The 14,112-nt window shown below is 70.2% G+C and carries 14 protein-coding genes; 6 read left to right on the top strand and 8 right to left on the bottom strand.

The features are described from left to right. Positions 1-3: 3 nt before the first annotated feature. Positions 4-720: a 3-oxoacyl-[acyl-carrier-protein] reductase gene (gene fabG, locus ACFWVV_RS04725; protein WP_384357811.1), complete on the bottom strand. Its 717-nt coding sequence runs from the start codon at positions 718-720 to the stop codon at positions 4-6. 187 nt (positions 721-907) lie between these two features. Between fabG and ACFWVV_RS04720 the strand changes: the two genes are divergently transcribed. The 3 genes from ACFWVV_RS04720 (at position 908) to tyrS (ending at position 5,248) form a co-directional block, all read left to right on the top strand. Next, positions 908-2,449 carry a TldD/PmbA family protein gene (locus tag ACFWVV_RS04720; protein ID WP_384357813.1) on the top strand — a complete coding sequence of 514 codons (1,542 nt, stop codon included), beginning with the start codon at positions 908-910 and terminating at the stop codon, positions 2,447-2,449. Positions 2,450-2,540: 91 nt separating this feature from the next. Then, positions 2,541-3,932, top strand: coding sequence for a metallopeptidase TldD-related protein (locus ACFWVV_RS04715; protein ID WP_384357815.1), 1,392 nt, complete (start codon positions 2,541-2,543; stop codon positions 3,930-3,932). Positions 3,933-3,979: 47 nt separating this feature from the next. Then, positions 3,980-5,248 (top strand): tyrosine--tRNA ligase, encoded by a 1,269-nt coding sequence (tyrS, locus tag ACFWVV_RS04710; RefSeq protein WP_384357817.1) that lies wholly within the window; start codon positions 3,980-3,982, stop codon positions 5,246-5,248. Positions 5,249-5,391: 143 nt separating this feature from the next. Here the strand turns inward: tyrS and ACFWVV_RS04705 are convergent, their stop codons facing one another. Further along, positions 5,392-5,670, bottom strand: coding sequence for a GlsB/YeaQ/YmgE family stress response membrane protein (locus ACFWVV_RS04705; protein WP_384349824.1), 279 nt, complete (start codon positions 5,668-5,670; stop codon positions 5,392-5,394). Between the two features lie 212 nt (positions 5,671-5,882). Between ACFWVV_RS04705 and ACFWVV_RS04700 the strand changes: the two genes are divergently transcribed. Both ACFWVV_RS04700 and ACFWVV_RS04695 read left to right on the top strand, forming a co-directional pair. Next, positions 5,883-6,248, top strand: coding sequence for a DUF3099 domain-containing protein (locus ACFWVV_RS04700; RefSeq protein ID WP_384349821.1), 366 nt, complete (start codon positions 5,883-5,885; stop codon positions 6,246-6,248). Between the two features lie 197 nt (positions 6,249-6,445). Beyond that, positions 6,446-6,676, top strand: coding sequence for a hypothetical protein (locus tag ACFWVV_RS04695; RefSeq protein ID WP_384349820.1), 231 nt, complete (start codon positions 6,446-6,448; stop codon positions 6,674-6,676). Positions 6,677-6,729: 53 nt separating this feature from the next. On the opposite strand, the gene moaA is transcribed toward ACFWVV_RS04695, so the two are convergent. From moaA to ACFWVV_RS04680, 3 genes are all read right to left on the bottom strand, one after another. Beyond that, positions 6,730-7,719: a GTP 3',8-cyclase MoaA gene (gene moaA, locus ACFWVV_RS04690; RefSeq protein WP_384349817.1), complete on the bottom strand. Its 990-nt coding sequence runs from the start codon at positions 7,717-7,719 to the stop codon at positions 6,730-6,732. A 159-nt stretch (positions 7,720-7,878) separates the two neighbouring features. Beyond that, on the bottom strand, positions 7,879-9,441 hold the full coding sequence (locus tag ACFWVV_RS04685) for a cation acetate symporter (protein WP_384349844.1): 1,563 nt from the start codon (positions 9,439-9,441) through the stop codon (positions 7,879-7,881). Positions 9,442-9,536: 95 nt separating this feature from the next. Then, entirely contained in the window at positions 9,537-9,902 is a 366-nt protein-coding gene (locus ACFWVV_RS04680; RefSeq protein WP_384349814.1) for a DUF485 domain-containing protein, read from the bottom strand. A 243-nt stretch (positions 9,903-10,145) separates the two neighbouring features. Here ACFWVV_RS04680 and ACFWVV_RS04675 point away from each other — a divergent pair, with 243 nt between their 5' ends. Continuing rightward, a complete protein-coding gene (locus ACFWVV_RS04675) occupies positions 10,146-11,678 on the top strand; it encodes a S8 family serine peptidase (protein WP_384349811.1) in 1,533 nt (510 codons plus the stop codon). A gap of 100 nt (positions 11,679-11,778) precedes the next feature. On the opposite strand, the gene ACFWVV_RS04670 is transcribed toward ACFWVV_RS04675, so the two are convergent. From ACFWVV_RS04670 to ACFWVV_RS04660, 3 genes are all read right to left on the bottom strand, one after another. Beyond that, a complete protein-coding gene (locus ACFWVV_RS04670) occupies positions 11,779-12,474 on the bottom strand; it encodes a lysoplasmalogenase (protein WP_384349808.1) in 696 nt (231 codons plus the stop codon). Continuing rightward, entirely contained in the window at positions 12,471-13,592 is a 1,122-nt protein-coding gene (locus ACFWVV_RS04665; protein WP_384349806.1) for a sterol desaturase family protein, read from the bottom strand. The genes ACFWVV_RS04670 and ACFWVV_RS04665 overlap by 4 nt, the downstream gene beginning before the upstream one ends. A gap of 104 nt (positions 13,593-13,696) precedes the next feature. Beyond that, positions 13,697-13,969: a Clp protease N-terminal domain-containing protein gene (locus ACFWVV_RS04660; RefSeq protein WP_384349803.1), complete on the bottom strand. Its 273-nt coding sequence runs from the start codon at positions 13,967-13,969 to the stop codon at positions 13,697-13,699. Positions 13,970-14,112: the final 143 nt, after the last annotated feature.

Raw genomic sequence — 14,112 nt, 5'->3', positions numbered from 1 at the left:
CGATCAGTGACCCATGCCCAATCCGCCGTCAACCGGGATGACGGCTCCAGTGATGTACGACGCGTCGTCCGAGGCGAGGAACCTGACCGCCGCGGCGATCTCCTCCGACTGCGCGTAACGGCCGAGCGGCACCTGGGCGACGATGCCCTTGCGCTGCTCCTCCGTCAGGGCCTGGGTCATGTCGGTGTCGACAAACCCGGGCGCGACGACGTTGAACGTGATGTTGCGCGAACCCAGCTCGCGGGCGAGCGAGCGTGCGAAACCGACCAGACCGGCCTTGGAGGCGGCGTAGTTCGCCTGCCCGGCGGAGCCGAGGAGGCCCACGACCGAGGAGATCAGCACGACGCGGCCCTTCTTGGCGCGCAGCATGCCGCGGTTGGCCCGCTTCACGACGCGGAAGGTGCCGGTGAGGTTGGTGTCGAGGACGGACGTGAAGTCCTCCTCGGACATGCGCATCAGCAGCTGGTCCTTGGTGACGCCGGCGTTGGCGACCAGCACCTCCACGGGACCGTGCTTCTCCTCGATCTCCTTGTAGGCCTGCTCCACCTGGTCGGTGTCGGTGATGTCGCACCTGACGGCCAGGTAACCGGCCTTCTCGAGGTCCGAGGGATCACCCGAGCGGTACGTGATCGCGACCCTGTCGCCGTTGTCGGCGAAAGCGCGGGCGATGGCGAGGCCGATGCCCCGGTTTCCTCCGGTGACGAGAACCGAGCGGCTCAACGGATCACCCTTTCGAATAGCGGTCTGGTACCGACCGAAACTATCGGTACCGGGGCCCGTACGGGGAATCGGCCCCTGACAGCACCGCCTGGCGACCGCTGTCGGGTCCCTACAGAAGGGGGCTGGCCGCTGCGCCCCCGGACAGGACATGATCGGTGCGACCTCGTCTCGACGACAGGAGACATCCGTGCCGCAGTCCCCCCGTTCCCCGCACGCCCTCGACCCGACCTTCACCTCACTGCCGCTGCGCGCCCTCGCCGACGCCGCCCTCGCCCGGGCCAGGGCGCTCGGGGCGGAGCACGCGGACTTCCGGCTGGAGCGGGTGCGCACCGCCTCCTGGCGGCTGCGGGACGCCAAGCCGTCCGGGTCCTCCGACTCCACCGACCTCGGGTACGCGGTGCGGGTGGTGCACGGCGGGGCCTGGGGGTTCGCCTCCGGGGTGGATCTGAACATGGACGCCGCGGCCCGGGTCGCCGGGCAGGCGGTGGCGATGGCAAAGCTGTCCGCGAAGGTGATCAAAGCGGCGGGTTCCGACGAGCAGGTGGAGCTCGCGGACGAACCGGTGCACGAGGACCGGACGTGGGTGTCGTCGTACGAGATCAATCCGTTCGACGTGCCGGGCGAGCAGAAGGCGGCGCTGCTCGCCGACTGGAGTGCGCGGCTGCTGCGGGCGGACGGGGTGACGCACGTCGACGCGTCACTGCTGACCGTGCAGGAGAACAAGTTCTACGCCGACACGGCGGGGACCGTGACCACGCAGCAGCGGGTGCGGGTGCACCCGCAGGTGACGGCGGTGGCCGTGGACGGGACGTCCGGCGAGTTCGACTCGATGCGGACGATCGCGCCGCCGGCCGGGCGCGGCTGGGAGTACCTGACGGGCACCGGCTGGGACTGGGACTCCGAGCTGGAGCAGATCCCCGCGCTGCTGGCGGAGAAGATGCGGGCGCCGGGTGTCGAGGCGGGGACGTACGACCTGGTCGTGGACCCGTCGAACCTGTGGCTGACGATCCACGAGTCGATCGGGCACGCCACCGAGCTGGACCGGGCGCTGGGGTACGAGGCCGCGTACGCGGGGACCTCGTTCGCGACCTTCGACCAGCTGGGGAAGCTGGCGTACGGGTCGTCGGTGATGAACGTGACCGGTGACCGCACCGTCGAGCACGGGCTCGCCACGGTCGGGTACGACGACGAGGGCGTGGCCGGGCAGTCCTGGGACCTGATCAAGGACGGCACCCTCGTCGGCTACCAGACCGACCGCAGGATCGCGAAGCTGACGGGGCTCGGGCGGTCCAACGGGTGCGCGTACGCGGACTCCCCCGGGCACGTCCCGGTGCAGCGCATGGCGAACGTGTCGCTCCAGCCGGATCCGGGCGGGCTGTCGACGGAGGACCTGATCGGGGGCGTCGAGCGCGGGATCTACGTGGTCGGCGACCGGTCGTGGTCGATCGACATGCAGCGCTTCAACTTCCAGTTCACCGGGCAGCGCTTCTTCCGGATCGAGAACGGCCGTCTTGCCGGGCAGCTGCGTGACGTGGCGTACCAGTCGACGACCACCGACTTCTGGGGCTCGATGGAGAAGGTCGGCGGCCCGCAGACGTACGTCCTGGGCGGCGCCTTCAACTGCGGCAAGGCCCAGCCGGGCCAGGTCGCGGCGGTCTCGCACGGCTGCCCCTCCGCCCTCTTCCGGGGCGTCAACATTCTGAACACCACGCAGGAGGCCGGTCGATGAGCACGGAGCGAGGGCACGGGGGAACCGGCCGGGGGTCCGGGGGTCGCCCCCCGGGCAAGCACAGTCTGAACACCACGCAGGAGGCCGGTCGATGAGCCGCGTGAGCAAGCCGTACGAGATCGTCGAGCGGGCGCTGGAGCTGTCCACCGCCGACGGGTGCGTCGTCATCGCCGACGAGGAGTCGTCGGCCAATCTGCGCTGGGCGGGCAACGCCCTGACCACCAACGGCGTGACCCGGGGGCGCACCCTCACCGTCGTCGCCACCGTCGACGGGTCCGAGGGCACCGCGTCCGGTGTCGTCTCGCGGTCGGCGGTCACCGCCGCGGACCTGGAGCCGCTGGTACGGGCCGCCGAGGCGGCCGCGCGGTCGGCGGGTCCGGCGGAGGACGCCCAGCCGCTGGTCGAGGGCGTCCCGGAGTCCGCCGGCTTCCGGGACTCGCCCGCCGAGACGTCCTCGGCGGTGTTCGACGCGTTCGCGCCGGCGCTCGGCGAGGCCTTCGCCCGGGCCGGAGCCGGTGGCCGCGAGCTGTACGGGTTCGCGAACCACGAGATGACGTCCAGCTATCTCGGTACGTCGACGGGGCTCCGGCTCCGTCACGACCAGCCGAACGGCACCCTGGAGCTCAACGCCAAGTCTCCCGACCGTACGAGGTCGGCGTGGGCCGGGCGCTCCACCCGGGACTTCAAGGACGTGGACCCGGGTGCCCTGGACGAGGAGCTGGCACGACGCCTGGTGTGGGCGCAGCGGCGCGTGGACCTGCCTGCGGGCAGGTACGAGACGCTGCTGCCGCCCAGCGCGGTCGCGGACCTGCTCGTCTACCAGCTGTGGTCGTCGGGGGCGCGGGACGCCGTGGAGGGGCGGACGGTGTTCTCCCGGCCCGGCGGCTCCACCCGGCTCGGCGACACCCTGTCCGCGCTGCCGCTGACGCTGCGCAGTGACCCGGACGAGCCGGGGCTGGAATCGGCTCCGTTCGTGCTGGCGCACTCCTCGGGCGGCGACGCGTCGGTGTTCGACAACGGGCTGCCGCTGGCCCCCACCGAGTGGATCAAGGACGGGAAGCTGGAGCGGCTGATCACCACCCGCAGCACGGCCGTCCTGACCGGGCTGCCGGTGACGCCCGGCATCGACAACCTCGTGCTGGACGCGGGTGGCACGAAGACCCTGGACGAGATGGTCGCTGCCACCGGGCGCGGGCTGCTGCTGACCTGCCTGTGGTACATCCGCGAGGTCGACCCGGCGACGCTGCTGCTGACCGGTCTGACCAGGGACGGGGTGTATCTCGTGGAGGACGGCGAGGTGGTCGGCGAGGTGAACAACTTCCGGTTCAACGAGTCGCCGGTGGACCTGCTGTCGCGGGCCTCGGAGGCGGGTGTGTCGGAGAGGACGCTGCCCAGGGAGTGGGGCGACTGGTTCACCAGGGCCGCGATGCCGGCGCTGCGGGTGCCGGATTTCAATATGAGTTCTGTCAGCCGGGGCGTATAACCTCGGGGCGGTAAGGCTGCACGCACATCCGAGGAGATACGAGAATCGTGACGGACATCGTCGACGAGCTGAAGTGGCGCGGGCTGTTCGCCCAGTCCACTGACGAAGACGCACTGCGCAAGGCGCTCGCGGACGGCCCCGTCACGTTCTATTGCGGCTTCGACCCGACCGCGGCGAGCCTGCACGTGGGGCACCTGGTGCAGGTGCTCACCATGCGCCGGCTCCAGCAGGCGGGTCTGCGGCCGCTGGCGCTGGTCGGCGGGGCGACGGGGCAGATCGGCGACCCGAGGCCGACGGCCGAGCGCACGCTGAACGACCCGGAGACCATCAAGGAGTGGGTGAACCGGCTGCGCGCGCAGATCGAGCCGTTCCTCGACTTCGAGGGCGACAACCCGGCCACCATGGTGAACAACCTGGACTGGACCGCCGGGCTGTCGGCGATCGAGTTCCTGCGGGACATCGGCAAGCACTTCCGGGTCAACAAGATGCTCACCAAGGACTCGGTGGCCCGCCGGCTGGAGTCCGAGCAGGGCATCAGCTACACCGAGTTCAGCTACCAGCTGCTCCAGGGGATGGACTTCCTGGAGCTGTACCGCCGGTACGGCTGCACCCTCCAGCAGGGCGGCAGCGACCAGTGGGGCAACCTCACCGCAGGCCTCGACCTGATCCACCGGGTCGAGCCGGAGGCGTCCGTGCACGCGCTGGCGACGCCGCTGATGACGAAGGCGGACGGCACCAAGTTCGGCAAGACCGAGGGCGGCGCCGTCTGGCTCGACCCAGAGATGACCACGCCGTACGCGTTCTACCAGTTCTGGCTGAACGTGGACGACCGGGATGTCTCCAAGTACATGCGGATCCTGAGCTTCCGCTCGCAGGCGGAGCTGGAGGAGTTGGAGAAGCAGACCGAGGAGCGTCCGCAGGCGCGTGCCGCCCAGCGTGCGCTGGCCGAGGAGCTGACGACGCTGGTGCACGGCGCCGGCCAGTGCGCGGGCGTGATCGCCGCGTCCAAGGCCCTCTTCGGGCAGGGCGAGCTGACCGACCTGGACGCTCCGACCCTGGAGGCGGCGCTCTCCGAGTTGCCGCACGCGCGGGTGGAGGGCCTCGGCCAGGTGGTGGATCTGCTGATCGCGGCCGGGCTCGCGCCCAGCAAGGGCGGCGCGCGGCGCACCATCAAGGAGGGCGGCGCCTACGTGAACAACGTCAAGGTCACCGCCGAGGACGCCGAGGTCACCGCCGAGTCGCTGCTGCACGGCCGCTGGCTGGTGCTGCGCAAGGGCAAGAAGAACCTGGCGGCCGTCGAGGTCGCCGGCGCCTGACCCGCACCGGGAGGGGAGGGGCCGGTGGCCGCTCTGCCCCGGGTCCGGACAGACCGGTGGCCGGGAACCCCGCGTTCGGGGGGGGTTCCCGGCCACCGGCACAGGTACAAGTACTCGTACTGGCGTTCGTACCCGTACTGGGGTCAGGTCGTTCGCCGTCGGTTCCCGCGCAGCGACGCGTAGATCGCGTCACCCACGCCGACCACGACCACGGCTCCGATCAACTGGAGGATGTGCCGCCCCCAGTCGATGCCACGGGTCTCGTTGATGCCGAAGACGGTCGCCAGCCAGTTGCCGAGCACGGCTCCGATGATGCCGAAGACAGTCGTCAACCAGAGCGGGATCTGCTGCTTGCCCGGCAGGATCGCCTTGGCGATCAGGCCGAGCACCAGCCCGACGATGATTGCCCACAACCAACTCATGTCGCCTCCTCGTAGCGGCGCGGATGTGCGCTGCGATCAAGTCTGTGCCTGTCCCCCGTACGGCGCATGTCGGACACCTCCATACGCGGTACGCCGGTCCGTGTCCGGTCGCACGGGCAGGCCCCCGCTCTGCCGCCCGTCGGAGCGCGGGCGTACCGTGGAAGGTGTCCGGGCCGGGGAGTGCCGGGAGCGGAAATCGGGTGGTGGAAGGTATGCGGAAGCTGCGCGGAACCGAGGTCGTCCGGATCACCGGGGCGCGGCAGGGGCTCGCCGATGACGTGCGGGGCAGGCAGCGCCGCTACATCATCTCGATGTCGATCAGAACGGTCGCGGTCATCGCCGCCGCGGTCCTGTGGAACGTGGAGCGCCATGTGGCGGTCGTGGCGCTCGCGCTGGGTGTGCTGCTGCCGTACGTCTCGGTGGTGATCGCGAACGCCGGACGGGAGACCGTGAAGGCGATGCCGTCTACCTTCATCCCGCCTCCGGTGCGGCCTGCATTGGGGCCCGTGCTGGAGGGCCGGATCATGGACCCCGAGCCCGCCGAACCGGTCAACGACCCGCAGGGGCGGACTACTTAGCTCCGCCCAAGCTCAAGAAAAGCTCAGATCAATCATGAAGTTCCGGTGCACCGCACCCCGTCCCCCGTGACATACTTCGTAAGCGCTCCGCATCCCCCGTCGGAGCGACGGACCGACGCCGGGCAGCTCCCCCCGTGGCTGCTCGGCGTCGCCTTTGTGAGGGCCCCTTCCGCGTGGCCCCTGTTGGGAAATCTGCTGTGAGTGACGAAACCCCCGTCTGTTCCGCCAAGGGCTGCCGTGTGCCCGCCGCCTGGGTGCTGGCCTGGAACAACCCGAAGCTGCACACGCCGGAGCGCCGCAAGACGTGGCTCGCGTGCGAGGAGCACCGCGAGCATCTGGCGCACTTCCTGGACCTGCGCGGCTTCCTGAAGGACGTCGTGCCGTTCGCCGAGTGGGAGCAGCGGGAGCACTCGGCCGAGGGCCGCTGAAGCGACCCCGCGCCGCCCGCCTCTCCCCGTACGGTCGCGGGCCGGTCGGGCCGTCAGCCGCCGATGGCCGACATCGGGCGGTCCGGCTGGAGGAACGTGGGGTCGTCCAGTCCTGAGCCGGCCTTCTTGCCCCACATGGCGGTCTTCCAGAGCTCCGCGATGTCCTGGTCACTGGCGCCCGAGCGCAGGGCGGCCCGCAGGTCGGACTCCTCGCGGGCGAAGAGGCAGGTGCGGACCTGGCCGTCGGCGGTGAGCCGGGTCCGGTCGCAGGCCCCGCAGAACGGGCGGGTGACCGAGGCGATCACGCCGACCCGGTGCGGGCCGCCGTCCACCACCCAGCGCTCGGCGGGGGCGGAGCCGCGCTCGCGCTCGCTCTCCTCGGTGAGGGTGAAACGGGTGCGCAGCGACTGCAGGATGTCACCGGCGGTGATCATTCCGTCGCGCTTCCAGCCGTGCTGGGCGTCCAGCGGCATCTGCTCGATGAAGCGGAGCTCGTACTCGTTGGCCACGGCCCAGGCGAGCAGGTCGGGGGCCTCGTCGTCGTTGAGACCCGGCATCAGTACGGCGTTGACCTTGACCGGGGTGAGGCCGGCCTCACGGGCGGCTGCCATGCCGTCCAGGACGTCCTTGTGCCGGTCGCGGCGGGTGAGGGTCTTGAAGACGTCGGGGCGCAGCGTGTCCAGGGAGACGTTCACCCGGTCCAGGCCGGCCGCCTTGAGGGCGGCGGCGGTGCGCTTGAGGCCGATGCCGTTGGTGGTCAGCGACATCCTGGGGCGGGGCTCCAGGGCGGCACAGCGCTCCACGATCCCGGTCAGGCCGGGCCGGAGCAGCGGTTCGCCGCCGGTGAAGCGGACCTCGGTGATGCCCAGGTCGGTGACGGCGATCCGGATGAGGCGGACGATCTCGTCGTCGGAGAGCAGCTCCTGCTTGCCGAGCCACTGCAGGCCCTCTTCCGGCATGCAGTACGTACACCGCAGGTTGCACTTGTCCGTGAGCGAGACGCGCAGGTCGGTGGCGACCCGACCGTAAGTGTCGATGAGCACTGTGGGCCCCCTCCCCGATGGGATGACTGTTGCTTTCGACACTACGCGACGGCACTGACAACCCCGGGGGCCGATTGCCACGAGGCACGGCGGGGCCGCGTCGTAGGACTCTACGACGCGGCCCCCGCAGAGGCCGTCAGGAGCGCCCCTGCGTGGCCGTCAGTGGGCTCCCGTGCCGGTGAGGGACTTGACCTCCAGCTCGGCGTACTTGCCCTTGTCGGGGGCTTCCTTGGAGAGGACGGAGCCGAGCCAGCCGAGCAGGAATCCCAGCGGGATCGAGATCAGGCCGGGGTTCTCCAGCGGGAACCAGGCGAAGTCGACGCCCTTGAACATCGAGGTGGGCTTGCCGGAGACGACCGGCGAGAACAGCACCAGGAAGACCGCGGCGAAGAGTCCGCCGTAGATCGACCACAGGGCGCCCTGGGTGGTGAACTTCTTCCAGAACAGGCTGTAGAGGATCGTCGGCAGGTTGGCGGACGCGGCGACCGCGAAGGCCAGCGCGACCAGGCCGGCCACGTTGAGGTCGCGGGCCAGGGCGCCGAGCGCGATGGAGACGACGCCGATGAGGACGGTGGCCCAGCGGGCCGCCTTCATCTCCTCCTTCTCGGTGGCCTTGCCGCGCCGGATCACGTTCGCGTAGATGTCGTGCGCGAACGAGGACGACGAGGCGAGGGTGAGGCCGGCGACGACCGCGAGGATGGTCGCGAAGGCGACCGCCGAGATGACGGCGAGCAGGATCGCGCCCCCCGTGGAGCCGGAGCCGCCGCCGATCTCGAGCGCGGCGAGCGGGGCCGCGGTGTTGCCCGCCTTGTTGGAGGCGGTGATGTCGCCCGGCTTGAGCAGGGCGGCGGCGCCGAAGCCCAGCACGATCGTCATCAGGTAGAAGGCGCCGATGATGCCGATGGCCCAGTTCACGGACTTACGGGCGGCCTGGGACGTGGGCACGGTGTAGAAGCGGATCAGGATGTGCGGCAGGCCCGCGGTGCCGAGGACGAGCGCGATGCCCAGCGAGATGAAGTCCAGCTTGGACATGGTGCTGACGCCGTACTTGAGTCCCGGCTCCAGGAACCCTTCCTTGCCGCTGTTGGTGGCGGCCGCGCCCAGCAGGTCGGAGACGTTGAAGTTGAACTTCAGCAGGATCAGGAAGGTGATCAGCACGGTGCCCGCGATGAGCAGCACCGCCTTGACCATCTGCACCCAGGTGGTGCCCTTCATGCCGCCGATGGTCACGTACACGATCATCAGGACGCCGACCAGGGCGACGATGGCGATCTTGCCGCCGTCGCTGGTGATGCCCAGCAGCAGCGAGACGAGGACGCCCGCACCCGCCATCTGGGCCAGCAGGTAGAAGATCGACACGACGATGGTCGAGGTGCCCGCCGCGGTGCGCACCGGGCGCTGCTTCATGCGGTAGGCGAGGACGTCGCCCATCGTGTACCGGCCGGAGTTGCGCAGCGGCTCGGCGACCAGGAGCAGGGCGACCAGCCAGGCGACCAGGAAGCCGATGGAGTACAGGAAGCCGTCGTAGCCGAAGAGGGCGATGGATCCCGCGATGCCGAGGAAGGACGCGGCGGACATGTAGTCGCCGGAGATCGCCAGGCCGTTCTGGAAGCCGGTGAACTGGCGGCCGCCCGCGTAGAAGTCCGAGGCGCTCTTGGTCTGCTTGCCGGCCCAGACCGTGATGATGAGGGTCGCGACGACGAAGAGACCGAAGAGGGTCATGATCAGGCCGCGGTGCTCGCCGGCCCCGTCGCCGGCGGCGAGCTGCCAGCCGAGGTGGTCCGGGGTGAGGCTGTGGTGGCCCACGGTGTGCAGTGTCATTCTCCGGCCTCCAGGCGCGACTTGATCGCTGCGGCCTTCGGGTCCAGCTTGGTCGCCGCGTGCCGCGAGTAGAACCAGGCGATCAGGAAGGTCGTCAGGAACTGGGCGAGTCCGAAGACGAGTGCGACGTTGATGTTGCCGAAGAGCTTCGTGCCCATGAAGCCGCCGGCGTAGCTCGACATCAGTACGTACAGCAGGTACCAGGCGATGAAGGCGATGGTGAGGGGGAAGGCGAAGGAGCGGTGCGCACGGCGCAGTTCGCCGAATTCCGCGCTCTCCTGCACCTCGACGAACTGCTCCGTCGTGGGCCCGGCAGGGCTGGTGTCCGGACCGCCCCGGGGCGGCGGTGCATCGGTGCTCACGGACTCTCCTCGCGACGCGGGTGTGGTGGTGGGGTGGGGCAAAGTGACCTCACTGGGAAGGGCGGATGGTGCTGCCTCCCACTGACAACGGCACGGTGCGCGGCACGACTCGGTTCACGCGGGACGTTTTCTTTTCCGAACTCATTGATACAACGGTTCGATCAGGGATAACTTCACTCGTCATGTACTCGTCCAACCGCAGTTGTGCGGCTGGATGTTCGGCAAGGATGATGTGGAGAACCCATGGCTCATCTGGGAACCAGACGGTCGCGCGCACTGGCGCTGCCCGTCGGACTGGCATTGACTGCCTCGCTCGGCTTCCTGCCGATGACCTCGGCCACGGCGGCTCCCGCCGAGGACACCGCGGCGGCCGCGGCCCCCCGGGCCGACGGACCGAAGCTGTCGTACGTCGTGAACGTGGACGGCGGCGGCTCCACCGCGAAGTCGGTCAAGAAGGCGATCGCCAAGGCCGGCGGCACGATCGTGATCAGTTACGACAAAATAGGCGTCATTGTCGTCACCTCCCAGAACCCGGACTTCGGGAAGCAGATCCGCAAGGTGCGGGGCGTGGAGTCGGCAGGTGCCACCCGCACCGCGCCGATCAAGGCGGCCGCGACCACCGAGGAGGGCTCCACCGAGCGCCTCTCCGCGAGTGAGGCCCAGGCCGCCGCCAAGAAGGCGTCCGAGGCCCAGGACCCGCTGGAGCCGCTGCTCTGGGGCCTGCCGGCGATCCGCGCCGACAAGGCGCACCAGAAGTCGCTCGGTTCCAAGAAGGTCAACGTCACCGTCATCGACACCGGCGTGGACGACACCCACCCGGACCTGGCGCCGAACTTCGACGCCAAGGGCTCCGCGAGCTGTGTCGGCGGCAAGGCGGACACCACGGCCGGTGTGTGGCGTCCCAAGGCCGACGAGTCCGACCACGGCACGCACGTGGCGGGCACCATCGCCGCCGCGAAGAACGGCGTCGGCGTCACCGGTGTCGCGCCGAACGTCCGGGTCTCCGGCATCAAGGTCGCCGACGCGACCGGCTTCTTCTACACCGAGGCCGTCGTCTGTGCCTTCGTGTACGCCGCCGAGCACGGTGCGGACATCACGAACAACAGCTATTACACCGACCCGTGGATGTTCAACTGCAAGAACGACCCGGACCAGGGTGCCCTGGTGGAGGCCGTCGACCGGGCGCACAGGTTCGCCTGGAAGAAGGGCACGATCTCGGTCGCCTCGGCGGGCAACTCGAACTACGACCTCGCCGCCAAGGAGATCGTGGACACGTCGAGCCCCAATGACTCCACGCCGGGCAGCCGCACCATCGACCCGAAGAAGTGCCTGGACATCCCGATGCAGCTGGACGACGTGGTGACGGTATCCGCGACCGGTGCCAAGGGTCTCAAGTCCTCGTACTCCAGCTACGGCAAGGGCGTTGTCGACGTCACCGCCCCCGGTGGCGACCGCACGGCCTACCAGCCGCCGGAGGGCCCGGCCGTCGACGGCCGCATCCTCTCGACGGTGCCGGGCGGCTACGGCTACAAGAACGGCACCTCGATGGCGTCCCCGCACGTCTCGGGTGTCCTCGCGCTGCTGAAGTCGAACCACCCCGACGCCTCTCCGCGCCAGCTGGAGCGGATGCTGACGACGCAGGCCGAGAGCGTGGCGTGCGGTGAGCCGTACGACATCAACAAGGACGGCAAGATCGACGCCGTCTGCCAGGGCTCGACCAACGACAACGGCTTCTACGGAGCCGGAATCGTCGACGCCCTGCGTGCCGTGCGCTAGACACGTCACCGAGCAGAGCCGTCCTTGGGACGGGGAGGGGCCTGCCGGCAATGCGCCGGCAGGCCCCTTGCGCATATCCGGGGAAGTGCGTCCTCGCTGGTCAGAGCGGGGTGTGCTGATCACCGTACGTCCGGTCCGCGCGGCGTGCCCCGAGGGGCGCCGCGGACGCCGCGCCGAGCACCCCGAGGGTGAGCAGGAGCTGGGCCGCCGCGTAGGTGGCCATCACCCAGAAGTCCGGCACGGGCGGCTGCGGCCACTGGGCGACCCCGGTGGCGATGAGCGTGTCGGAGAGCAGGAAGAGGGCGCCGCCCGCGCCCGCCCGCGGGCCGACGCCGCCGGCGCGGAAGGCCATGACGGTCAGCAGCAGGCTGTACCCGGCGACCGGGATGCGCAGATCGGCGGGCAGGCCGGGCCACAGGAGGGCGACGACGGCGACGAGCACGAGGGCGTAGGCGGCGCCGAGCGGGCGGTTCACGGGCGCACCGCGGAAGAGCAGCAGGTAGCAGACGTGGCCTGCGGCGAAGGAGCCCATGCCGAGCATGAAGGCGGGGTCTGCGTCGAACAGCAGGGCCAGGTCGCCGCCCCAGCCGAAGAGCAGCGCGGCGATCAGCAGACGCGGCCCGCCCCGTGCGGCGACGTAGCCCGCGAGCAGCGGCATCAGCAGCGGCTTGGCGGCGGCGTGCACCGCCCAGACGCCCGCCAGCAGCCCGGCGAGGTCGACGGCCGCGGCAAGAAGGAACGCGATGAGCAGGGGCCGGGCGAGGCGCTCGCCGAGGCTGGCAGGGACGGTGCTCACGCGGCGGGCTCGGGCTGCTGCGGCGAGGCGGCGGGGTGGGGGGTGGCGGCGGCCGGGGCGGGCGTGGCCGTCGCGGAGGGGACGGCCGGCGAGGGAGGTGCCGCCGGTACGGGAGTCACGGCCGGTGAGGGAGGCTCCGCCGGTTCGGGAGCCACGGCCGATGCGGGAGACACCGCCGGTGCCGCAGGTGCGGCCGACGCGGGAGGCACCGCCGATTCGGGAGTGACCGCCGACGCAGAAGGCACCGCCGGTGCCGGAGGTGCGGCCTGAGTCGTCGCCGGCGTCGCGTCCTTGGGCTGCCAGCCGGGGCCGCCGAAGACCCGGCCCGCGCGCTCCCGCCACGACCGTGCGTGGCGGACGTCGCGGGCGATGGCCGCGTACTCGTGGGTGGCGACCCGCAGCGGGTTGTACGTGCCGATGTTCTTGGTCAGCCCATAGACGGGGCGCTCGGTCTCGGCCACGAAGGAGCCGAAGAGCCGGTCCCAGACGATCAGGATGCCGCCGAAGTTGCGGTCCAGGTAGCCGCCCTGCGAGGCGTGGTGGACCCGGTGGTGCGAGGGCGTGTTGAGGACGTACTCGAAGGGGCGCGGCAGCTTGCCGACCCGCTCGGTGTGCACCCAGAACTGGTAGACCAGGTTCGCCGACGAGCAGAAGGCGAGCGCCGCCGGGTGGACGCCGCAGACGATCAGCGGCAGGTAGAACGGCCAGACGGTGAGCGTGGTCCAGGGCTGGCGCAGCGCGGTGGTGAAGTTGAACTTCCGGCTGGAGTGGTGGACGACGTGGCAGGCCCACAGGATGCGCACCACGTGGTGGCCCCGGTGCGACCAGTAGTAGAAGAAGTCCTGGGCGAGCAGCATCAGCGGGATCGTCCACCACAGCACCGGGACGCGGGCGGGCGTCAGCTCGTACACCGCGCTGTAGACCGCGACGATCGGGATCTTCCACAGGAGGTCGAACCCGATGCTGCCCAGACCCATGGTGATGCTGGTGGCGGCGTCCTTGGTCTCGTACCCCTCGGCGTCGTCGTCGGGGTGCAGGCGGTAGCTCACGATCTCGACCACGGTGAGCAGGACGAAGGCGGGTATCGACCACAGCACGACATCGGGCAGGTTCGGCATGCCCGCACGATAGAGGCGCGGGCAGCGGCCCGACTAGGGGTAGTTACCTACGAGTATGTAAGAACTTCTGTCAGGAGTGTGTCCGCCGCCGGCGGGGGTCCCGGTCAGGAGCGCGGCCGGTCCGTGTGCCGGTTCTCGTGGTACGTCGGCGAGGTGACCAGGTCGAGCAGCCGCTTGTCGACCTGGCCGGGGTCGGCGAGTTCGGCGAGCACCTGCGTCGGTACGGCGTCAGGGTCGCGCAGCAGCGCCAGCATCAGGTGCTCGGCGCCGGTGTGGCGGTGCCCGAGTCCGACGGCTATCCGGCCCGCCTCGGCGACCAGGGCCTCGAATCGCGGGGTGGGGTGGGGAGTTGTCTCGTTTCGCTCGTGGTTCGGCATACGCCCCATGGTGACCGAAGCGCAGCCGGTACGGAACAGGGCGAACCGCCCCGGACAGGTTCCCGGATGCCACCCACGGCCGGTGCCGCCCCGCCGTGGGCGGCACCGGATCCCGGACGCCCGGCGCACCGGAACGCACCGGC

This window comes from Streptomyces sp. NPDC058663, from assembly GCF_042716745.1.
Classification (GTDB): Bacteria; Actinomycetota; Actinomycetes; order Streptomycetales; family Streptomycetaceae; genus Streptomyces.
Note: the sequence above shows the minus strand (reverse complement) of the source record. Positions and strands in the feature narration are given on the sequence as shown.

Excerpts from the sequence above, each read along its gene's own strand:
- ACFWVV_RS04705 (WP_384349824.1), bottom strand. The coding sequence starts at position 5,670 with ATGAGTTGGTTGTGGGCAATCATCGTCGGGCTGGTGCTCGGCCTGATC.
- ACFWVV_RS04700 (WP_384349821.1), top strand. The coding sequence starts at position 5,883 with ATGCGGAAGCTGCGCGGAACCGAGGTCGTCCGGATCACCGGGGCGCGG.
- ACFWVV_RS04675 (WP_384349811.1), top strand. The coding sequence starts at position 10,146 with ATGGCTCATCTGGGAACCAGACGGTCGCGCGCACTGGCGCTGCCCGTC.
- ACFWVV_RS04715 (WP_384357815.1), top strand. The coding sequence starts at position 2,541 with ATGAGCCGCGTGAGCAAGCCGTACGAGATCGTCGAGCGGGCGCTGGAG.
- ACFWVV_RS04685 (WP_384349844.1), bottom strand. The coding sequence starts at position 9,441 with ATGACCCTCTTCGGTCTCTTCGTCGTCGCGACCCTCATCATCACGGTC.
- ACFWVV_RS04665 (WP_384349806.1), bottom strand. The coding sequence starts at position 13,592 with ATGCCGAACCTGCCCGATGTCGTGCTGTGGTCGATACCCGCCTTCGTC.
- ACFWVV_RS04660 (WP_384349803.1), bottom strand. The coding sequence starts at position 13,969 with ATGCCGAACCACGAGCGAAACGAGACAACTCCCCACCCCACCCCGCGA.